We start from the raw sequence: 21,960 nt of genomic DNA on the forward strand, positions 1-21,960 counted from the left end.
CGGAATGACAGTTCAATGCCTTGTTCCGAAAATCTGCCGCGCTTCAGCCGGGCTCGCGATCTCGCGGCCCGCACGCCGTGCGCAGGCCGCGATGGCCTCGATGAGCTGCCCGTTCGAGGTGGCCTTGGTGCCATCAGCCAAATAGAAAGTATCCTCCAGCCCGGTGCGCAAATGCCCGCCGAGATCGGCGCAGCGCTGGTGCAGCGGCCAGATTTCGGCGCGGCCGATCGCAGTGACCTGCCAATGCGCTTGCGGCAATTTCAGCTTGAGCAGGATCGGCAGCAACTCCGGATCCGCCGGCATGCCTGACGCCACGCCCATCACGAAATTATATTCGAGTGGGCCGGAATACATGCCGGTTTGCGCGTACATGCCGACGCAGCGAACGATACCGACGTCGAAACATTCAAACTCCGGAATCGTGCCCGCTTCCTTCATCACGTCGAGATAGTCCTGCACCTTCTCGACCGCGTTATCGAACATCATCGGCGGCCAGGCCCAGGTGTTGTCGGACTTCACCTTGAGATAGTTCAGCGAGCCCGCGTTGCAGGCCGCGATCTCGGGCCTGGTCTCGCGCACGCAGTCGAGCGCTCCCTGATATTTCGGGCCCGACGTGCCTGTCGTGTGATTGATGACGACGCCGGGGCAGGCTTCACGGATGGCTTGCTGAATTTCCCTGGACACACTGACATCCCACGACGGCAGATGCCCCTTGTTCGGCTCCTGCTGGCGCAGATGGATGTGCATGATGCTGGCGCCGGCGTTGAAGGCGGCCTTGGCCTCACGCGCCATCTGCTCCGGCGTCACCGGCACGTTGTGCTGCTTCGGATCGGTCAACACGCCGTTCAGCGCGCAGGTAATGACGGCCTTGTCGCCCATGGATCAACCTTCGAAAACGGGACGCGAGAGATCGCGAATATCCAGCGCGATCATGCGTGCCGCATCAGCCGGCTTCTTGCGTCAACCCGCTATTGTCGGCGCTGGCACGGCCGTGGCTATAGATCGCGAGATCGCGCGAGCCTGAAAATATTGCGCGCGGCTTCAGCCCGTAGAAGCGGCGGATCGAGTGGCTGAAATGCGTGGAATCGGGATAGCCGATATCCTGCGCGAGATGCGCAAGGTTGATGTCCTGGTTGGCGAAATGCAGCAAATGCCGCGCGCGCTTCCAGGCGCGGAACGAGCGGAAGGATATCCCGGTCTGCTCTTTGAAGAGATGCAGGAACCGCGACGGCGACAATCCGGCCTCCGCGGCGCAGCTTGCCGCCGTCACCGGCTCGCCGGAGAACTTTCCAATCTGCACGATCGCATGTGCCACGCGTGGATCGAGCTCACGTTGCGGCAAGACTTCGCCAAGGCACAGGCGATCGAATTCGGCGCTGGAAAACTCATTGCGGGCGTGATGCTCGCGCAGTTCGCGATGGGCGGCCCGAATGCGGCTGGCGAAAGCCACGCCCTCAGGCCCCGCGAGGCGCGTCGCGAGATCGTCGAGCACACCGGGACGAACGCTCTCCGGTTCGATGACGACGCTGAGCACCGAGCGATGATCGCTGGCGATGGTGTGCCTGACGTTCGGCAACAGAGCAACCATGTCGCCATGGCTTTCGCGGCCATCGGCAGTGGTGAGCCACAGACCGCCCTCGATCGCGACATAGATGTTGAAGGCGCCCGAGCAGCGTTGCCGGGGCCGACCGAGCAGGCCGGCGTAGAACACGCGTTCCGGGGTGATCAGCATCAGATGGCCGGATTTGTGGCCGGTATCGTCCATGGCTCGTCCTCCTCGCGCGGCTCTCTGGCCGCTGCGATGGGTCAACCATAGCGGAAATTTGAGGACTGACTACGGCGGAATCCGTCATTCCGGGATGGTGCGTAAGCACCAGACCCGGAATCTCGAGATTCCGGGTTCGATGCTTCGCATCGCCCCGGAATGACACATCCTCATGCCCGGATCCGCGGCGCGACGTTTTGCTCGATGCCGGCCTTGCGCTCCGCCGCAACCGCGCGCTGATAACCCTCGCGCTCCTGCAACCGGGCCCAATAGGCCCTGACATTTGGCCCGAAATCCTTGTCCAGGCCGATATTGCCGGCCAGCCGCAGCGCATAGCCGTTAACGATATCGGCCGCGGTGAAGCGGCCGGCGCACAGGTTTTCGGCATTGGCGGTCGCTGCCTCGACCGCGCGCAGCCGGCCGAGGAACCATTTGGCATAATCGCCGGCAACTTGCGGGTTCCGCCGTTCCTCCGGCTCGAGCTGGCTGTATCTCAACACCAGCGTTTGCGGAAAAGTCAGCGTGGCGTCGCTGAAATACATCCAGTTCAGGAAGGCGCCATAGGCCGGATCATCCATCCCGACCACCAGCGGCGTCGGTCCGTATTTGGTGCCGAGATAGTAACAGATGCCGGAGGACTCCGTCATTTTGGTCTCGCCATCGATCATGAACGGAATGGTCCCGAGCGGATTGATCGCGAGATATTCCTTGGCGAGCACGCGCGGCGGGAACGGCAGCATCTTCAGTTCATAGGGCAAGCCCATCTCTTCCAGCATCCAGAGCGGGCGGAACGAGCGCGCGCCGTCGCAGTGATAGAGCGTGATCATCAGACGTTCCTCATCATTACTTTTTCCGACTTGTTCCTATTGGTTTTTCGGCAGCGTGCCCATCATCTTGCACAACACCGTCAGCATCACCTCGTCGGCGCCGCCGCCGATCGAGGTCAGGCGGCTGTCGCGGTAGGCCCGGCTGACGGGCGTCTCGTTCATAAAGCCCATGCCGCCCCAGAATTGCAGGCAGGCATCGGTGAGTTCGCGCCCCAGGCGCCCGGCCTTCAGCTTGGCCATGGTGGCAAGCCGTGTCACGTCCTCGCCCGCGATCAACGCCTCGGCGGCGCGGTAGACCAGCGCGCGCAACAGCTCGACCTCGGTCTGCATCTCCGCCAGCTTGAAATGGACGATCTGGTTATCGAGGATCGACTTTCCGAACGCCTTGCGGTTGCGCGTATATTCGATGGTCTCGGCGATGATGAATTCATGCGCCTTGAGGCAGGCCGCCGCGCCCCATAGCCGCTCCTCCTGGAACTGAATCATCTGATAGGTAAAACCTTTGCCTTCCTCGCCAATCCGGTTGCGCTTGGGCACCCGGACGTTGTCGAAAAAGATCTGCGCGGTGTCGGACGAGCGCATGCCCATCTTGTCGAGCTTGCGCGCGACCTGCACGCCCTTGGTCTTCATGGGCACGCAGATCAGCGACTTGTTGCGATGGACCTGGCCATCGCTGGTGTTGGCGAGCAGGCAGATCCAGTCCGCCTGCACGCCGTTGGTGATCCACATCTTGCCGCCGTTGATGACGTAATCGTCGCTGTCGGACCGCGCACTCGTCTTGATCGAGGCGACGTCGGAACCGGCGCCCGGCTCCGAGACGCCGACGCAGGCCACCGCATCGCCGGCAATGGCGGGGGCCAAAAACTCGCGGCGCACTTCGTCGGAGCCGAACCGCGCCAGCGCGGGCGTGGCCATATCGGTCTGCACTCCGATCGCCATCGGCACGCCGCCGCATTTGATGGCACCGAGCTCTTCCGCCATCATCAAGGCATAGGAATAATCGAGCCCTTGACCACCGAACTCGACTGGTTTGTTGAGGCCAAGAAAGCCGAGGTCGCCGAGCTTCTTGAACAATTCATGCGCCGGGAAGATGTCGTTCTTCTCCCATTCGTCGACGTGAGGGTTGATTTCGGCGGCGATGAATTTTTGCAGGATACGACGGGGTTCGTCGTGGTCGGCGGTGAAGAGCATCGTTTCATTCATCCTTCGTCATTCCGGGGCAGCCCAAAGAGCTGAACCCGGAATCTCGACATTATTTGACTCAACTCGAGATTCCGGGTTCGACGCTTCGCGTCGCCCCGGAATGACGGCGTATCACAACCCCATCTGCCGCGAGGCGAGATCCTTCATGATCTCCTCGGTGCCGCCGCCGATGGCGTTGACCTTGACCTCGCGATAGATGCGCTCGACCTTGACGCCGCGCATGAAGCCGGCGCCGCCGAAAATCTGGACAGCCTCGGAGGCGCAGAACGCCATGGTTTGGGTCGCCTGGTTCTTCATCATGCAGATTTCGGCGACCGGGCTCTCGCCCTGCCCGAGCCGCCACGCCAACATTTCCAGCATCGCCTGCGAGGCCACGACCTTCTGCGCCATGTCGACGATCTTGTGACGGATCACCTGGTGCTGCGCGATCGGCTTGCCGAAGGTCTTGCGCTCCTTGGCATACGCGATCGCCTCCTCGACGCAGACACGGGCATAGGCCGTGCAGCTCGCCGCCATGCCCATGCGCTCGCTGTTGAAATTGTGCATGATGAGCTTGAAGCCCTGCCCCTCCTCGCCGATCAGATTTTCGGCAGGCACTCGGCATTCATCGAAATGCAGCGTGGCCGTATCCGACGCCCACCAGCCCATCTTCTTCAGTTTCGTCCGCGACAGGCCGGGCGTATCACCTTCGATCAACAGCAGGCTGACGCCGCCCGGTCCCTCGCCGCCGGTGCGCACCGCCACCGTCAGATAGTCGGCCCGCATGCCCGATGTGATAAAGGTCTTCTCCCCGCTGACGACATAATGGTCGCCGTCGCGCCGCGCCTTGGTGCGCAGATTGGCGACGTCGGAGCCGCCGCTCGGCTCGGTGATCGCGAGCGCCGAAATCTTCTCGCCCGACAGTACCTGCGGCAACACCCTCGCCTTGACCTCGGGCCGCCCGGCGCGCGCAATCGGCGGCGAACCGATGGTGTGGCTCATCAGGCTGGAGCTGACCCCGCCCGCACCGGCGCGCGCCAGTTCCTGCGACGCCACGATCTTCATGAACTGGTCTGCGGCCACACCGCCGTATTCTTCCGGAAAGCCGAGCCCAAGCAGCCCGATTTCGGACGCCTTGCGATAGAGCTGGCGCGGAAATTCGCCGGCTTCGTCCCATTCATGGGCATAGGGCTCGATCTCTCGCGCCACGAAGCGGCGCATCACGTCGCGGAACGCTTCGTGATCCGCCGTGTAGAACGGGCTTTGCACCCTTGTGCGCTCCAGCATGGCTTTCCTCCGCAAGGATTACGATGCCCCGATTTGGCCTGCGCAAACTTGCGTTGAGCGGCTGCGGCCTACCTGGCGATGCGGCCAGCCACACAACGCAAGACATTACACCGATATGCCGGCTTCCTCAGATAAAACGAGATAAGATCGCCGGTATCGAGCTGCGCAAGACCGCTCTGCCCTGGAGGAAGCATGCCCTCGGTTCGCTATTACGACTGGATCGCCCATTTCGGCCGCCGCACGCCGGACAAGATCGCGGCCATCGACCTCGCGAGTGACCGCCGCCTCTCCTACGCAGAGTTCGACGGCCGCATTTCGCGTCTTGCCACGCATCTGCGCGATGCGCTCGGCGTCAAGCGCGGCGATCGCGTGGCCGTGCTGGCACTGAACACCACCGATACGCTCGAAGTGCAGTTCGCCTGCGGCCGGTTAGGGGCGGTCTTCCTGCCGTTGAATACGCGGCTTACAGTTCCCGAATTGCAGTTCATCGTCGGTGATTCTTCACCGAAGGTGATGATCCACGACACCGACCTCGCGGAAGTCGCGCTGACGGTCGCCAAACTCTGCAACGTTTCATCGGCGCTGCTGCTTGGCCCCAGCGGCTCCTATGAAGCGGCGATCGCGGCATCCACGCCGCTCGACCGGTTCGAAAGCGTCACCCATGACGACATCTCGACCATCATGTACACCTCGGGCACAACAGGCCTGCCCAAGGGCGCGATCATCACCTATGGCATGACGTTTTGGAATTGCGTCAATCTCGGCGGCCCTGCCTATGTCTCGCCTTCGACGGTTCTGCTCACGGTGCTGCCGCTATTCCATACCGGCGGGCTCAATTGCTACACCAATCCGGTGTTGCATGCCGGCGGCACGGTGCTGATCATGCGCGCATTCGATCCCGGCCAGGCGCTGCAACTGATCAGCGACCCATCCTACGGCATTACGCAATTCTTCGGCGTACCGTCGATCTACCAGTTCATGGCGCAGCATCCTTCGTTCGCGACCGCCGATTTCAGCCGTCTCGTGATCGGCGGCGTCGGTGGCGCGCCGATGCCGGTTCCGCTCCTGAAAGTATGGGAAGAGCGCGGCGTCGCCCTTCAGCAGGGCTATGGCATGACCGAGACGTCGCCGGCCGTGCTGGCACTCGACCGCGAGGACGCCGCGCGCAAGGCAGGCTCGTCCGGCAAGCCGGTGCTGCATACGGAAGTGCGGATCGTCCGTCCCGACGGGACGGATGCGGATGTCGGCGAGCTTGGCGAGCTCTGGGTCAAGGGGCCGAACGTCACGCCCGGCTACTGGAACAGGCCGGACGCCAATCAATCATCCTTCACCGACGGCTGGCTGCACACCGGTGACGCCACACGCGTCGACGAGGAAGGTTTTTACTACATCGTCGACCGCTGGAAGGACATGTACATCTCCGGCGGCGAAAACGTCTATCCGGCCGAGGTCGAGAGCGTGCTGCATCAGCTCACCGCCATCGCGGAGGCTGCCGTCATCGGCATTCCGAACGAGCAGTGGGGCGAGGTCGGCATGGCGATCGTGGCCGTGAAGCCCGGCCATACGCTGACGCCTGCCGAAATTCACGCCCATTGCGCGGCCAATCTGGCGCGGTTCAAATGTCCCAGGTTGATCGAGTTCGTCGATGCGCTGCCACGCAACGCGACGGGGAAAATTCACAAGCCGACGCTGCGACAGCAGTTCAACGCGCCGAAAGCGACCGACAAGCTGGCTTCGTGACTTTGCCGCGCCCACATCGTCATGCCCCGCGAAATATGGAAAACAACCCCATGCAAAGTAGCAAGTCGCACCCGGTCCGGCCTTCGGCCGGCCGGATGACGGGCTCCGGCGGGGCATCCAGTAAACACTGGCAGCAGTGATTGAGCCGTGAAGCCGCGGCGTACTGGATCGTCCGCATTCGCGGACGATGACAGCGGAGCGCGGAGCGCTACCCCGGCAGGAACAGCGCGAAGGGTTCTTCCGTCGTTCGCCGCAAATGCTGGCGGTATTGCGCGTAATTGGGGTCGTCGGCAGACACGCGGCCAAAGGTCGGGTTCGCGACCATCTTGATCGGCAGATAGGCGATCGGGGCCGCGATCGGCGTCAACAATGAGCCGCGGCCGGCCAGCAGCGTCGTGATGATGCCGTACATCTCGCCCGAAATCGCCAACCGCGCCACCGTGATCAGGCGGTGCTGGCCGTGCCGGTTGGTGACGAGATAGATGTGGCCGGATTGATTCGGCACCGCCACTTCGCCGAACTGGGTGAACGCAGCGTCCTGCCGTTCGCTCTCGTGAAACACCAGGGAAGACGCCGCATCGTCCCAGGTGATCTCGGTGCGGTAGGCGAAGATCGCGTCCTTGTCGCCGAACGAGGGACGCACCGTGACATAGGTTCCCTCGATCCAGGCGACCGCACGGCGCGAATAGGCACCCAAGCCATCGGGCGCCACCTCGCCGTTGATGGCGGCCACAGGCGCTGGCGCCTCCGGCATCTTGCGCAGGGAAACGCCGAGCGCCTGCTCGAGCCGGACGGTGGTGGCAAGCGTAAATGGGCGGCGGCCGCCCAGCACCTTCTCGAGCGTCGAAAGGCTGAGTTTTGCAAGCTCGGCCAGCGATTGCCGGGACATGCGGCGGCGGGCGATCTCCTCGCGAATCGTGTCGGCAATCTGCCGGCTTTGTTCGGCGGAAAGCTGCTTGTCCGGCGCTGGCATCGTCACCCCTGCTTGCCTCCTTTGGGCATGATCTTTTTCCGAAAACCGGTGCCCACCTTTCGAGATCATGCTCAGTGTACCAGACGCACAATCCATCACAAACCCGCACAAAGCCGCCTCGATCGCGGCGGGCCGCGCTGGCCGGCGGCCGAACAAGGCCGATCATTCCGCTCGCGCCAAATCGCTGAATTCCGCACCCTCTCACGCGGCAAAATCGCCGTTCGGGAGAGAGCGACATGACGACATGCGATGACATCGAGGCCGACAAACGCAACGAACAGCCCAGCCTGGTCAGGCTGGTGCTGTTCTTTGTGATGCAAGGCGTTGCCGTAATCCTGGTCGGGTTTGCGGCATTATTTTTGAGTTTCGAGCCGGTGTGGTCGGCGGAGAGCCTGCAATCCAATTTCCTCAAGCCCGGTGATGCACGCGCTGGCTCGCTGCTCCTCAAGATCGACGAGGGATATGCCGATGCATCACGGCTCGGCATCGACGTCGATCTCACCGTATCCGGCCCCACCGTTCGGGCTCGCATCACCCAGATTTTCCGCAACCCTTCGAAAGACTGGGTCGAGGCTGTTTATGTCTACCCGCTGCCGGCCGGCGGCGCGGTCGATACGCTGAAGGTGGTGATCGGCGATCGCGTCGTGATCGGCGACATCAAGGAGCGGCAGCAGGCGAAGACCATCTACGAACAGGCGAAGCAGAACGGGCAGAAGGCGGCGCTGACCGAACAGGAGCGTCCGAACATCTTCACCAACTCGGTCGCAAATATCGGTCCCGGCGAAACCGTGCTGGTGCAGATCGAGTATCAGGAGCCGGTCCAACAATCCGGCGACACGTTCTCGCTGCGGGTGCCGATGGTGGTGGCCCCGCGCTACAATCCCGCGCCCGTCGTGCAAAGCGTCGACTTCAAGCCGGGTGGCGGCTGGGGAGCGATCAAATCCGATCCCGTTCCGGATCGCGACCGCATCTCGCCCGAAGTGCTCGACCCCGCGACCAACGCACCGGTCAACCCGACCCGTATCACCGTGCGGCTGCAGGCCGGCTTCCCGCTCGGCGAAATCAAGAGCCCCCATCACGCGATCAAGACCGAGAAGCCGGACGCGAATACGAGCATTGTTCGATTGGCCGAAGGCCCGGTGCCGGCGGATCGCGATTTCGAACTGACCTGGAAGCCCGTGGCCGAGACGGCGCCCTCGGTCGGATTGTTCCGCGAGCGCGTCGGCGACAGCGATTACCTGCTCGCCTTCGTCACGCCGCCGTCGGTCGAGCAGGCGCAGCAGAATCCGCTGCCGCGCGAGGTGATTTTCGTGATCGACAATTCCGGTTCGATGGGCGGCGTCTCGATCGTCCAGGCCAAGGCGAGCCTCATCTATGCGCTCGGCCGCCTGCAGCCGAACGATCGCTTCAACGTGATCCGCTTCGACCACACCATGGATCTGTTGTTTCCGTCAGCCGTGCCGGCCGACAGCGAGCATATCGGCCGGGCCACCGCTTTCGTCGGCGCACTGCAAGCCAATGGCGGCACCGAAATGGTGCCCGCGATGCGCGCGGCGTTGTCCGACAAGGCCGGCGATACCAACTACGTCCGGCAGGTCGTGTTCCTCACCGACGGCGCCATCGGCAACGAGCAGCAATTGTTCGAAACCATCAGCGCGCTGCGCGGCCGCTCGCGCATCTTCATGGTCGGCATCGGCTCGGCGCCGAACACCTATCTGATGACGCGCGCCGCCGAACTCGGCCGTGGCACCTTCACCCATATCGGCTCGGTCGAGCAGGTCGAAGAGCGCATGCGCGGGCTGTTCGCCAAGCTGGAGAATCCCGCGGTGACCAATCTGGTCGCGAAATTCTCCGACGCCAGCGCCGACATGACGCCGGCCGCGATTCCCGACGTCTACCGCGACGAGCCGCTGGTGCTCGCGGCAAAACTCGACAAGCTCGCCGGCTCCATCGAGATCAAGGGGCGTATCGGCGACCGCCCCTGGATCATCACCCTCCCGCTGGCAGATGCGGCTGAAGGCAAGGGACTCTCGAAACTCTGGGCACGCTGCAAGATCGCGGACGCCGAAGTCGCGCGCACCACGCGTCAGGCGACCCCGGAAGATGCGGATAAGGCGATTCTGGCGCTGGCGCTCGAGCATCAACTCGTCACGCGGCTGACCAGCCTGGTCGCAGTCGACAAGACGCCGAGCCGTCCGCAAGGGGAGCCGCTCAAGGTCTCGGAACTGCCGATCAACCTGCCGGCGGGTTGGGATTTTGAAAAAGTGTTCGGCGAGCGCCCACGCACCCCCGCAATGCCGATGGAACGGCGCGCGGATACGGAGGAGGCGCGGGTCCAGATCGCGGCGCTGAAGCGGGCCCAGCCTGTCGCCACCACAGCGCCCAGCACGGTCACGCTGCCGAGGACGGCGACCGATGCCGAACTGAAGATGATTGCAGGCGTGATCCTGATCACGTTCAGCCTGATCGTCTTGGTGTTCAATCGACGTCAGATGTCACTGCGTTGACGTCGGCTGAAAGGAGGAGGGACCCCCGACCTCCTCTTTCCAGAGCGCGCGCGGCTTCCACCCGTCCCCCCAGAGCCGCGCGCGCCGTTTTTTTTCTCAACTATCACCACCACCGTCATTGCGAGGAGCGAAGCGACGAAGCAATCCATCTATCCCCGCGTGGAGAGCTGGATTGCTTCGCGGAGCCTGTCATCGGGCGCGCATTCGCGCGACCTGTTGGCTCGCAATGACGGGGAGAGTATCCCGGTGCCCCGCTTCATCCTCCCTCTCCTTCTCGCACTCATCGGCCTTATCCTGTTCGGCCAAGGGGCGTACATCCACGCCAAGGCGCTGATCGCACAGGTCCTGCTGGAGCGCGCCTTTGAGAAAACCATCGCAACCGGGCGCGAGACAAAGCCGTGGTCGTGGGCCGACACCTGGCCGGTTGCTCGTATCGAGGTGAAGCGGCTCGGTGCCCGTGCCATCGTGCTCGCAGGCAGCAGCGGTCAGGCGCTCGCCTTCGGCCCGGGTCACGTCGAACAGACACCCGACGCCGGCGAACGCGGCATCGCCGTCTATTCGGCGCATCGCGATACGCATTTCGCTTTCCTGAAGAACGTCATTGTCGGTGACGAAATCGACGTCACCAGACGTGACGGCCGGACGTTCCGCTATCGGGTGGATACGACCTCGGTCGTGCGCTTCGATGCCTCCGGCATCGATCCGCTCGCGGGCGGGCATGAGCTGGTGCTGTCGACCTGTTGGCCGTTCGACGCGCTGACGCAGGGGCCGGAGCGCTATCTTGTGCACGCCACGATGATCGGACCCGTATCAAATACGCACTGAATTCTGTGAGCCGGGAAATCTTGCGCGGCGCGAATGGCGCTCATCGCGCAACGCGTGTTGCCACCCTCGCCAAGGCTCAATAAAAAGGTCCTAATCAAAAGAAAATCAGGGCGGGACGGTCATTCTCGATCGCCGCGGCCAAGAACAACAGAGTTAGGGATATCCATGGACGCTCAGGCAAGCACCGCATCGCACACGGTCGAAAAATGGTCGCCATCGCCTGACGCCAGCGACATCGTCAAGAGCATCCATGCGATGCTGCACCCACGCAATATCGTGCTGGTCGGCGCTACCGACAAGCCCGGCAACTATGCCGAGCGCATCTGGAACAATCTGATCAAGTACGGTTACGAAGGCGGACTGTTTCCAGTCAACGCCAAGCGCGAAACGATCTGGGGCGTGCCCTGCTATAAGGATTTCGCGAGCCTGCCGGAGAAGCCCGATCACGTGCTGGTGCTGGTGCCGGCGCGCTTCGCGGTCCAGGTGATCCGCGATGCCGCGGCGGCGGGCGCGCGCTCCGCCACCATCGTCACCTCCGGCTTCAGCGAGTTGCAGGACGAGGAGAGCCAGCGGCTGGCGGTTGAATTGAAAGAGGCGGTGCGCGAAACCGGCCTTGCGGTCACCGGACCGAACTGCCTCGGCAATCTGAGCGCGGGCGAAAAACTGTTCACCAATATCGACGACCGTATCGTCACTATGGAAGCCGGTCCTGTCGCAATTGTCGGCCAATCCGGCGCGATCGTGATGGCGATCCGGCAGACGCTGGAGGATCGCGGCGTCGGCGTCGGCTATATGGTGACGACCGGCAATGAGACCGGGCTCGAGACGCCGGACCTGATGACCTATTTTGCCGCCGACCCCTCGATCCGCGTTATCGTCGTCTATCTCGAAGGTGTCCGGAACACGAAAGTGTTCCGCGAAGCCTGCAAGGCCGCGCGGGCTGCCGGCAAGCCGGTCATCGCGCTCAAATTAGGCGCCTCCGAAGGCGGCCGCGCCGCCGCGATGGCGCATACCGGCGCGCTCGCCGGCTCGATCGAAACCTTTGACGCGATCTCGACCCGCGAAGGCGTGATCCGCGTCCGCGGATTGGACGAGCTGATCGAGACCACCGAATGTTTCGTCCATGCCGATCCGCCGAAGGGCAACCGGCTCGCCGCGGTATCGCTCTCCGGCGGCAAGCGCGGCCTGTTGATCGACGCGTTCTATTCGGCCGGCATGAACTTCGCGCCGCTCAGCCCGAATGCGACGGCACAATTGGCGCAGATGCTCGGGCCCGGCAGCATTGTCGGCAATCCGCTCGATGCCGGATTTGCCGCCGTGGTCGACCCCTCTGTCTACATCAAGTCGATCAAGATCATGATCGACGATCCCGACACCGACATCGTCATCATCGACGCCGAATTGCCGAAGGCGCCGCACGAATTGCGCGAGCGCAATCTGCGCCTCGTCAACGAGATGGCAGGAACCGCTAACAAGCCCGTGGTCTATATCAGCGCGATGTCGATCGGATTCACCGAATTCACCAAGGCCCTGCGCAAGTCGCTGCCGAACGTCGCTGTGATGCAGGGCCTCGATCGCGCCGTCGGCGCGATCAAGTCGCTGATCGAATACGCGTCCTTGCGCAAGGAAGTGCCTGACATCGTCTCGAGCTCGAAAGCTTCCGCGCGCGCAATGCTGGAGAAGACGCTCAAGGCCGCCAACGGCGCCGCGGCGCTGGACGAGGTCGCGTCGAAGAAACTGCTAAAAGCCTACGGCATCCCCGTTTCGAAGGAAGAGATTGCGCAGACCGCAGCGGAAGCAGTCAAGATCGCCAAGAAGATCGGCTTCCCCGTAGTCGCAAAAGTGGTCAGCGCCGACATCCTGCACAAGTCCGACATCGGCGGCGTGGTGCTGAACCTCAACAGCGCCGCCGAAGTAAAGAAGGCGTTCAACGACATCACCGCGCGGGTGAAGAAGATCAAGAGCAAGCCGAAGCTCGAGGGCATCCTGATCGCGCAGCAGGTCAAGGCTGATCTCGAACTCGTGGTCGGCGCCTCGCTCGACGCCGAGATGGGTCCCGTGGTGCTGTTCGGCACCGGCGGGGTCGACATCGAATTGATGAAGGATGTCGCGCTGGCCGGCGCGCCGCTGGACGAAGCCGAGGCGAAACAGTTGATCGCCAAAACCAAGGCCGGCATCAAGATGAAAGGCTATCGCGGCAAGCCGGCGCTGCACGAGCCTTCAGCCGTGAAGGCGCTGGTCGGCCTCTCCAACCTGATGGCGGACGCCGGCAACCGCATCGCCTCGATCGACGTCAATCCGTTTTTGATCAACAGCAAGCTCGGCGTGGCTGTGGATGGCCTGATCGTGCTGAATGCCGCCGCGAACAAGGCGGCTGGGAATTGAGTCACGGAATCCGTAGGGTGGGCAAAGCGACTTGTCCGCCGTAGCTCAACGAGCGAAGGCGGAAGCGTGCCCACCATTCAGTCCATCGACTTGGGAAGATGGTGGGCACGGCGCTAACGCGCCTTTGCCCACCCTACGGCACCGAACAAGCTACAACCCGGCGCCCCACTTCTGCGCGGATTGCACTATCCAGTCCCGATACAGCGTCAGCGGCGTGACGCCGGTCATGCCGCCGCAGCCTGCGCTGCCGTTCGGCCCGGTCGACCAGCTCACCACGCCGACAATGACGAGACCGCTTGGCTTGTCCTCGAACACCGGCGCGCCGGAATCTCCCGTGCAAGCGCCGAGCCCGTCACGCGTGCCCTGCCCCACCGGATCGACCAGCCGGATCTGCAGCGTTCCCGGCCGGCCGGTCGCGACCAGGCTGGCGAGGCGGATGGTGCCGCCGCTCTTGCCGTCGCCGCGGACAGTGACGCCGATGCCCGCGATCGTAAAACGGCTGCCGACGTTGATCGGGATATCAGGCAATCCGAGCGCGGCCGTCGTCTTTCCCTTGGGCGGCGCCGCCAGTTGCAGCAACGCGACATCCGCCGTCGCACGATGTCTTGATATCGCCTGCATATTGAAGCCAGGATGAATGGCGATGCTCTTCACGTCCTGCAGCGAGGGTTGCCTGTCTGCACCATATTCGACGATCTTGTATTCCGCGCCGGGCTGCACGCAGTGCGCCGCCGTCAACACCAGCCTTGGCGCAATCAAGGCCCCGGTGCAGAAATTACCGCGCGATCCGACGATGGTGATGATGGAGCGGGCCACACCTTCGGTGGACGGCGCACCACCGCCGACGATGGCATGGGCGGGAACGGAGAGCAGCAGCACCAGGCCGGCAGTCATTCGAGGCAGTATCTTCATCGGCGCAGCAATAGCTTGTGCGGCGCGCATCGCCAAGCGCGGCGATCGGGCTGGTTCGGGCAGTCAATCCGTGTTAGCCGCTCCCCGGAGCGTTACTTCCGGCAGGACATGATGATCGAGGCAGTGATCTGGGATTTTGGCGGGGTGCTCACCACCTCGCCATTCGAGGCGTTCACGCGGTTCGAGACCGAGCGCGGGCTGCCGGCTGACATCATCCGGCGCACCAACGCCGCCAATCATTTGGAAAATGCCTGGGCAAAATTCGAACGCGCCGAGGTCGATATCGAAGCCTTCGACGAATTGTTTGCCGCCGAATCGCTGGCGCTGGGCGCGGCGGTTCGCGGCAAGGACGTGCTGCCGCTACTGTCCGGCGATCTGCGGCCCGAGATGGTCGAGGCACTGAAGCGCATCAAGGCAAGGTTCAAGACTGGCTGCATCACCAACAACCTGCCCGCCAACGCCATCGGCAGCCACAGCGGCCGCACGCTCTATGTCGCCGAAGTGATGGCACTGTTCGACCACGTCATCGAATCCGCGAAGATCGGTCTCCGCAAACCCGACCCGCGCATCTACCGGATGATGGTTGAGACGCTGAAGGTCGATCCCAAGAAATGCGTCTATCTCGACGACCTCGGCGTCAATCTGAAGCCGGCGCGCGAGATGGGCATGACCACGATCAAGGTGGTCAGTGCGGCGCAGGCGATCACGGAGCTCGAGGCTGCCACCGGGCTGGCATTGCGCTAGGCGGAAAATACCGGAAAACTGCAGCCGTCCATGAGCAAGAAGTTTCCTTTTGACGCGTTTTCTTCACGCGAACCGGGATCCACTTCGCTCGAAAACGCTATTCGACGCTTGTCCTTTGCCTGGAACGCAGGCAGAACACTCTGAAATCTATCCAGTTCGGAGTTGAAACCCGGTGGCTGATATCAGGCCTTCGGCCTCGATCGAGGCAGTGGAAAGCGGTCTTGCGGCGCAAGGCTATATTGCGAGCCGCCAGATCGCGACCGCGGTCTATCTGGCGCAGCAGATCGAAAAGCCCATTCTGGTCGAAGGTCCGGCCGGCGTCGGCAAGACCGAACTGGCCAAAGCGATCGCCGCCTGGCGCGGCATGAAGATGATCCGCCTGCAATGCTATGAGGGGCTCGACGAGGCCAAGGCGCTCTACGAGTGGAAATACGCCAAGCAGCTTCTGTACACGCAGATCCTGAAGGACAAGCTCGGCGAAGTGCTCGGCGGCGCGCCGACGCTGGAAGCGGCGCTGAACCAGCTTCACGATTTCGGCGACGTGTTCTTCTCCAAGGAGTTCGTCGAACCGCGGCCGTTGTTGCAGGCGCTGGAGCAGCCCGCGGGCTGCGTATTGCTGATCGACGAGATCGATAAATCCGATGCCGAATTCGAATCGCTGCTGCTGGAAATCCTCAGCGATTTCCAGGTCACGATTCCGGAACTCGGGACGGTGATCGCGGTCGCGCCTCCGACCGTGATCCTGACTTCGAACAGCGAGCGCGATCTTGGCGACGCGCTGAAGCGGCGCTGTCTGCATCTGCATATCGGCTTCCCCGAACAAAAGCTGGAAGAGCGGATTGTCGAAAGCCGGGTGCCCGGCATTTCGCAGACGCTGCGCCGGCAGATGGTGAGCTTCATCCACGAGGTGCGCACGCTCGACCTGAAGAAACTGCCATCGGTGAGCGAAACCATCGACTGGGCGCGCGTGCTGGTGCTGCTGCAGGCGCCCGAGCTTGGCCACGAGATGGTCAAGGACACGCTCAACGTTCTCCTGAAATACGAGGCGGATATCGAGGCGACCATGCCGCAGGTCTCTACCTTCATCGCCAAGGCCTCGCGTCAAAACGTCTTCGGGTGAGGCGCGAATGCGCGAGAACCTGCATCGCTTCTTTCGTGCGGCGCGGGGCGCAGGCGTCAGGCTCTCGCCGGCGGAAAGCATCGACGCAATGCGGGCCGTCTCCAAGGTCGGCTTTACCGACCGCACCATCCTGCGCGACACGTTTCTGCTGACGCTCGCCAAGACGCAGGATGAGAAGAAGGCGCTCGGCGATTGCTTCGACCTGTTCTTCGACCAGCCCGAGCCGCAATCGCCGCCCGAAGATGGCAAGCCGAACGAGCAGGATGCGGACGGATCCAACGCGGCATCCGATTCACCAAGCGAGACAAGCGACGGGGACGAGCAAGCCGAAGGGCTTGGCGAACTCGCGCAAATGTTGCTGGCGCAGGATCGCAACCAGATTTCGGCTGCGATTGCCAACGCGGCAAGCGCGGCCTCGCTGTCCGACATCCGCTACTTCACGCAGCGCGGCATCTTCTCGGGCCGCATCCTCGACCAGATGGGCATCCAGCGCCTGCGCGACGATCTCGATCATCTCGCGGCGACCAACCCGGCGCTGGCGGAGCGGCTGACCAACGCGCTGGATGGCCTGCGCGGCACGGTGCGCGACACCGTCTCGCAGGCGCTGATGCTGTACGGCCGCGAGGAAGCGGAAAACTTGCGCAACGAAATTTTGCGCAATGCCCCGCTGTCGCGGATCGAGCCGCGGCAGGTCGAGCAGATGCGGCATCTGATCCGCCAGATCGCGCGCCGCCTGCGGGAGCGCTATTCCAAGCCGCGTAAGCGCCAACGCCGTGGCCATCTCGACGTCCGCCGCACCATCCGCCGCAACGCCGCCTGGGGCGGTGTGCCCTTCCTCACCGCGTGGAAGCGGCGGCATCGCGACAAGCCGAAGATCGTGGCATTGTGCGACGTCTCGGGCTCCGTGGCGCGGGTTTCGGATTTCTTCCTGCTGCTGATCCACAGCCTGCACGAGGTCGTGGACGACGTCCGCTCGTTCGCGTTTTCAGGACACCTCATCGAAGTCAGCGACATCCTGGAATCCAAACCGCCGGAAGAAGCGATGGCCGAGATCATGTCCAAGGTAGGTTTCGGCTCCTCCGACTACGGCAGTTCGCTTGCTGACTTTGAGGATGAGTGGATGAGCGCGATCACGCCGCAAACCACCGTGATCGTGCTCGGCGATGCCCGCAGCAATAATCTCGATCCGCGCGCGGATATTCTTCGTCGAATTGCCGAACGGTCGAAGCGACTGGTCTGGCTCAATCCCGAGGGACGCATGGCCTGGGGCTGGGGCGATTCCGAAATGCCGCGCTATTCGACCTTCTGCACCGTCGTCCGCCAATGCGCGACCGCCAAGCAACTCGAACGCGCGGTGTCCGACATCGTGGCGAGCTATCAGTAACCGCCTTCACGCATCGATCGCTTCCTTGATGCGCTTGCGCGTCAGCGGCAAATTCCGCAGTCGCTTTCCCGTGGCGCTGGCGATGGCGTTGGCAATCGAGGCCGCCGCCGGGCCCTGCCCGGTTTCGCCGCTGCCGAGGAACGGCTGCCCCGGCCGGTCGATGATGTGAATGTCGATGCTTTCTGGCACTGAATTGAAACGCAGGATCGGATAGGTCTGCCAGTCGATGCTGGTAATCCTAGTGTCGTCAAACGTTACGCTTTCATACAGCGTCCAGCTCATCGACTGCACGATTGCGCCCTCGATCTGGTTGATCAGCCCGTCCGGATTGACCACCTGGCCGCTATCGACCGCCGCCGCCGCACGGATCAGGCGCGGGCGACCGGTCTCGCGGTTCACCTCCACTTCGGAAGCGACGGCGCAATAGGCGGCCAGATTCTTGTAACGCGCAAAGGCAAAGCCGTAACCGCGATCCGGCGGCCGTTTTTGATCAGGCTTCCATCCGAAGGCTTGCGCGGCCTTTTCGATCACGTCGCGGCCGCGCTGATCGTCGAGATGTTTCAATCTGAACTCGACCGGATCGGCGCCGGCGAGAATGGCAAGCTCATCGATAAAGCTCTCGATCGAGAACACATTATGGTAGGCGCCGAGCGCGCGCATCGCTGAAATCCGCAAAGGCATCGCGGCAATGAAGTGATGCACCACACGCGCATTGGGGAAATTGTAGAACGGGATTGCGTTGCGGTCGCCGCCGCCTTCCGGCAGCGGCAACGGCCTCGGAGCCGGCACGGCAAAGGGTTGCGCCATGTGCTGCGCCGCCAGCATCGACCCGGCGCCGCCCGGCCGCATCGAATGCGTATTGCTCCAGACATCGAAATTCCAGTCGGCAATCCTGCCATTGTCGTCGAGTGAGGCCTTGAGCTTCGTCACCATCGCCGGGCCGAACGGCTCCCAGGCATGTTCCTGTTCGCGCGTCCAGTGCACGCGAACGGGCCGGCCGGGTAACGCACGGGCGATCAACGCAGCGTCGGCTGCGGCATCGTCGGCGCCGTTGTGGCCATAGCAGCCGGAGCCTTCGACATGGATCAGGCGAACGCTGGCCGGCGGCAAACGCAGCATTTCGGCGATGCCCTGGCGATCGGGATAGACGCCTTGCGTATGCGTCCACACCGTTATCGCACCATCGACGAATTGTGCCACCGCGCAGGACGGCCCAATCGATCCGTGCGCCTGATAGGGCCGCGTGTAAGTCGCCTCGATGGTCTTGTGGGCCGCGACCGCGGCATTGCTGCGCTCGAAGATCGTCGTGTCCTGCGAAGGCAGGCTGGTCAACACGTTAAGCAGATCATCCTGCTTCGGCAGGCTTGCGGTTTCCTTCCATTTGGCGGCAGCGGCAAGCGCGTTCATCGCCTTGATCGACTGGAATTCCTTTTCGGCGACCACGGCCAGGAAATTGCCGTCACGCACGACCTTAACGACGCCGGGCAGTTTCTCGACGGCGGCGGTATCGCATTCGGTCAGTTCCGCGCCGTAGCTCGGCGGCCGCACGACGCGGGCATGCAGCATCCCGGGCAGCCGCATGTCTTGAACATAGGCCTCTCCGCCGGTCACTTTTGCGGGGATGTCGACGCGCGGCACAGGCCGGCCGATCACCTTGAACGTCGCGGGGTCCTTCAGTTTGGACGTCGGCTGCGCCTGAACATGTAACATCTCGCCTGCGACGAGTTCACCATACGACAGGCGCTTGCCATCCGGCGCGATCACCGCGCCGTCTGCCGTGCGCAGGCTCTCGGCCGGCAGATCAAGACGCCTCGCCGCTTCCGCGATCAGCAGCGCGCGGACCTGCGCTGCCGCGTTCTGGATCGCGGTGCCGCTGTCTTTCATCGAATTGCTGCCGGCCGTATAGCCTTCGTTTGCGGTCAGGCGCGTGTCCGCCGTCGTCACCTTGAGAGATTCAAAGGCGATATCGAGCTCCTCGGCCGCGATCTGCTGAAACGCCGTCTTGAAGCCCTGGCCGAGTTCGGCCTTGCCGGTGAACACCTCGACGCCATTGGCATCGATACGGATCCACGCGTCGAGGTAGGGCGATGCTTTCAAGCTGCCGGGCGGGCTCGGTGCGGAAGCCGCGGGCGCGTCTTGTTGCTGCGCCAAGCCGCTGCCGAGCGAGAAGCTGACGATCAGCGCGCCGCCGCCTGCCAGCACGCGACGGCGATCGATGATGAGCGGGGCGTTCATCGGGCGCTCCCGTTTGCTGCTGGTAACGCATCCGCCGTGTCCATCAGCCGCGCCGCGCGATGCACTGCACGCAGAATCCGCATATGGGTGCCGCAGCGGCACAGATGCGGTTCGAGCTCGGCGCGAATTTGCTCGTCGGTCGGTTTCGAATTCTTCTGCAGCAAGGCCTGCGCCCGCATCATCATTCCCGGAATGCAATAGCCGCATTGCGCCGCCTGCTCTTCCATGAACGCCCGCTGGATCGGCGCGGGCTCGGCGATCGTGCCGAGCCCCTCCAGCGTCGTCACCTGCTTGCCTTCGAGCAGCACCATCGGCATGACGCAGGACAGCACCGCCTTGCCGTCCACGATTACCGTGCACGAGCCGCATTGTCCCAACCCGCAGCCGTACTTGGCGGCATTGAGCTTGAGGTCGTCACGCAGCACGTAGAGCAGCGGCGTATCCGCCTCCGCGTCGACCTGATGCTCACGGCCGTTGACCTTCAATGTCATCATGGCTTTTCTCGCTGCTGAGGGTCGGCAGGCGCGTTGCGCGGCGCGGGCGAGGTCTGCAGAAATACAGTCTGGGTGCGGCGCGCGTCCGCGATGGTCTTCTTGAGGTCGGCCCATGCCGGCTGGTCGCTGAACCGTGCCCGCAAATAGTTGAGCAAGGCCGAAGCCTGATCATCGTTCATGCTGGCGGCAAAGCCCGGCATGATCGGGCTGCGCTCGCCTTCCACCGCGTCAATGCCTGAAAGGACGACGTTGGCGAGATTGCGCGGATCGGGGCTTGAGATCGCGGTGCTGAGGCCGAGATCGACCCCGCCATAAGGAAGCGGCCTGCCGCCCTCATGGCACGATGCGCAGGCGGCAGTGTAGATCGACGCGCCGACGGAGTTTGTCTGCGAAGCGGTCCTGGCGCGCGTCAAGGCATCCTCGCTTGGTCCCGCGCGGCCAGGCGTCGTACCGGAAACGCTGGCCATATAGACCGCGATGGCGCGGACGTCGCTTGCCGGCACCGAGGACAGGTTGCTGACCACCTTCGCCATCGGCCCGCGCGCGGTGCCGTGGTCGGGATGCCAGCCTTCGCGCAAATAGGCGAACAATGCATCAGCGGTCCAGGGCACGGGTGAGCGGGACTGGTCATTGATCGCATAGGCGTGCCAGTCGTCGACATCGCCGCCGGCAAACCGCGCGCTGACGCGCTCCGCGCCCAGCGCATTTCGCGGCGTATGGCAGGCGCCGCAATGCGCGAGCCCTTCGACCAGATAGGCGCCCCGGTTCCACTCGGCGCTTTGTTTGGGATCGGGCCGATAGGTGTCGTGGCGAAGGAAAAGCAATTTCCATCCCGTGATGGCGAGCCGCTGGTTGAACGGGAAAGAAAGCTGGTTTTCGCGTGCCGCTGCGCGGACCGGCTGCCGCGTCATCAAGAAGGCATAGAGCGCCCGGTCGTCCTCATCGCTGACGTTGGTGAAGTGGTCGTATGGGAATGTCGGATAAAGGTGCTGGCCTTCACGGTTGACGCCGGACCGCATCGCGCGGCGGAATGCCGCTTCCGACCATCGGCCGATTCCCGTCTCCGGATCCGGCGTGATGTTGGTGGAAAAGATTGTGCCGAACGGGGTCGGCACCGGCAGACCGCCTGCAAAGTTCTTGGCCCCACGCGGCGTATGACAATCGCTGCAATTGCCGATCGCCGCCAGGTCGCGGCCTCGCTTGACGAGGGCGGTATCGAATGATTGCGGGTCGGGAGGATCGATTGCCGCGATTGCCGGGCGCCATGCAATGGCAAAGGCCGCGACTGCAGCAGCGATCAGCACGACGGCAACGATGCCCGCGATGATCCGCGTCGACGCCCGCATACTCTCGCCTCGGGTTTTGTTGTTGGGTTGCCTTCTAACACAAATCTCCCTCCGCCGTTCGCCTCCGGACGCGCCGATCACCGGCAGTTGACCCCCAATGTCGAAACACGCCGCGGGAACATCAAAATCAGGCATAGACTTGCCACGAAGTTTTTGGCCTATTGATCCCTCAATTCTGCGGTATCTGCCCCAAAGCCTCGCGCTATACGCCTTCAACCGGACGACCTCACTCCC

The 21,960-nt window shown here is 63.2% G+C and carries 17 protein-coding genes; 7 read left to right on the forward strand and 10 right to left on the reverse strand.

Annotated features, from left to right (window positions below; translation table 11 throughout):
- Positions 1–12: 12 nt before the first annotated feature.
- The 5 genes from YUO_RS0138970 to YUO_RS0138990 form a co-directional block, all read right to left on the reverse strand.
- On the reverse strand, positions 13–879 hold the full coding sequence (locus YUO_RS0138970) for a beta-keto acid cleavage family enzyme (protein WP_028351950.1): 867 nt from the start codon (positions 877–879) through the stop codon (positions 13–15).
- Between the two features lie 64 nt (positions 880–943).
- On the reverse strand, positions 944–1,765 hold the full coding sequence (locus tag YUO_RS0138975; protein WP_028351951.1) for a helix-turn-helix domain-containing protein: 822 nt from the start codon (positions 1,763–1,765) through the stop codon (positions 944–946).
- A 170-nt stretch (positions 1,766–1,935) separates the two neighbouring features.
- The gene (locus tag YUO_RS0138980; RefSeq protein ID WP_028351952.1) at positions 1,936–2,592 is read right to left on the reverse strand and encodes a glutathione S-transferase family protein; all 657 of its coding nucleotides are present in this window, start codon (positions 2,590–2,592) and stop codon (positions 1,936–1,938) included.
- A gap of 36 nt (positions 2,593–2,628) precedes the next feature.
- On the reverse strand, positions 2,629–3,783 hold the full coding sequence (locus YUO_RS0138985) for an acyl-CoA dehydrogenase family protein (RefSeq protein WP_028351953.1): 1,155 nt from the start codon (positions 3,781–3,783) through the stop codon (positions 2,629–2,631).
- A gap of 123 nt (positions 3,784–3,906) precedes the next feature.
- On the reverse strand, positions 3,907–5,061 hold the full coding sequence (locus YUO_RS0138990; protein WP_035728633.1) for an acyl-CoA dehydrogenase family protein: 1,155 nt from the start codon (positions 5,059–5,061) through the stop codon (positions 3,907–3,909).
- Between the two features lie 192 nt (positions 5,062–5,253).
- On the opposite strand from YUO_RS0138990, the gene YUO_RS0138995 reads away from it, so the two are divergent.
- Positions 5,254–6,801 (forward strand): acyl-CoA synthetase, encoded by a 1,548-nt coding sequence (locus YUO_RS0138995; RefSeq protein ID WP_028351955.1) that lies wholly within the window; start codon positions 5,254–5,256, stop codon positions 6,799–6,801.
- A gap of 208 nt (positions 6,802–7,009) precedes the next feature.
- On the opposite strand, the gene YUO_RS0139000 is transcribed toward YUO_RS0138995, so the two are convergent.
- Positions 7,010–7,774: a helix-turn-helix domain-containing protein gene (locus YUO_RS0139000; protein WP_028351956.1), complete on the reverse strand. Its 765-nt coding sequence runs from the start codon at positions 7,772–7,774 to the stop codon at positions 7,010–7,012.
- A gap of 236 nt (positions 7,775–8,010) precedes the next feature.
- On the opposite strand from YUO_RS0139000, the gene YUO_RS0139005 reads away from it, so the two are divergent.
- From YUO_RS0139005 to YUO_RS0139015, 3 genes are all read left to right on the forward strand, one after another.
- Positions 8,011–10,281 carry a marine proteobacterial sortase target protein gene (locus tag YUO_RS0139005; RefSeq protein WP_028351957.1) on the forward strand — a complete coding sequence of 757 codons (2,271 nt, stop codon included), beginning with the start codon at positions 8,011–8,013 and terminating at the stop codon, positions 10,279–10,281.
- A gap of 246 nt (positions 10,282–10,527) precedes the next feature.
- Positions 10,528–11,106, forward strand: coding sequence for a class GN sortase (locus tag YUO_RS0139010; protein WP_028351958.1), 579 nt, complete (start codon positions 10,528–10,530; stop codon positions 11,104–11,106).
- Positions 11,107–11,271: 165 nt separating this feature from the next.
- Complete coding sequence (locus YUO_RS0139015) at positions 11,272–13,491, forward strand: acetate--CoA ligase family protein (RefSeq protein WP_028351959.1); 2,220 nt, start codon at positions 11,272–11,274, stop codon at positions 13,489–13,491.
- 150 nt (positions 13,492–13,641) lie between these two features.
- On the opposite strand, the gene YUO_RS0139020 is transcribed toward YUO_RS0139015, so the two are convergent.
- A complete protein-coding gene (locus tag YUO_RS0139020; protein ID WP_430649598.1) occupies positions 13,642–14,385 on the reverse strand; it encodes a S1 family peptidase in 744 nt (247 codons plus the stop codon).
- A gap of 126 nt (positions 14,386–14,511) precedes the next feature.
- Here YUO_RS0139020 and YUO_RS0139025 point away from each other — a divergent pair, with 126 nt between their 5' ends.
- From YUO_RS0139025 to YUO_RS0139035, 3 genes are all read left to right on the forward strand, one after another.
- Positions 14,512–15,147, forward strand: a complete 636-nt coding sequence (locus YUO_RS0139025; protein ID WP_028351961.1) for an HAD-IA family hydrolase — start codon at positions 14,512–14,514, stop codon at positions 15,145–15,147.
- A 172-nt stretch (positions 15,148–15,319) separates the two neighbouring features.
- On the forward strand, positions 15,320–16,267 hold the full coding sequence (locus YUO_RS0139030; RefSeq protein ID WP_028351962.1) for an AAA family ATPase: 948 nt from the start codon (positions 15,320–15,322) through the stop codon (positions 16,265–16,267).
- A gap of 7 nt (positions 16,268–16,274) precedes the next feature.
- Complete coding sequence (locus YUO_RS0139035; RefSeq protein WP_028351963.1) at positions 16,275–17,651, forward strand: vWA domain-containing protein; 1,377 nt, start codon at positions 16,275–16,277, stop codon at positions 17,649–17,651.
- A gap of 6 nt (positions 17,652–17,657) precedes the next feature.
- On the opposite strand, the gene YUO_RS0139040 is transcribed toward YUO_RS0139035, so the two are convergent.
- Genes YUO_RS0139040 through YUO_RS0139050 form a run of 3 tightly spaced genes read right to left on the reverse strand, consistent with a single transcriptional unit; the run spans position 17,658 to position 21,726 of the window.
- Positions 17,658–19,886: a xanthine dehydrogenase family protein molybdopterin-binding subunit gene (locus YUO_RS0139040; protein ID WP_028351964.1), complete on the reverse strand. Its 2,229-nt coding sequence runs from the start codon at positions 19,884–19,886 to the stop codon at positions 17,658–17,660.
- The gene (locus YUO_RS0139045) at positions 19,883–20,380 is read right to left on the reverse strand and encodes a (2Fe-2S)-binding protein (RefSeq protein WP_028351965.1); all 498 of its coding nucleotides are present in this window, start codon (positions 20,378–20,380) and stop codon (positions 19,883–19,885) included. Before YUO_RS0139045 ends, YUO_RS0139040 begins: the two co-directional genes overlap by 4 nt.
- Positions 20,377–21,726, reverse strand: coding sequence for a cytochrome c (locus YUO_RS0139050; protein ID WP_028351966.1), 1,350 nt, complete (start codon positions 21,724–21,726; stop codon positions 20,377–20,379). The genes YUO_RS0139045 and YUO_RS0139050 overlap by 4 nt, the downstream gene beginning before the upstream one ends.
- Between the last annotated feature and the right edge of the window lie 234 nt (positions 21,727–21,960).

The sequence above is a fragment of the Bradyrhizobium murdochi genome, from assembly GCF_000472965.1.
GTDB classification, from domain to species: domain Bacteria; phylum Pseudomonadota; class Alphaproteobacteria; order Rhizobiales; family Xanthobacteraceae; genus Bradyrhizobium; species Bradyrhizobium murdochi.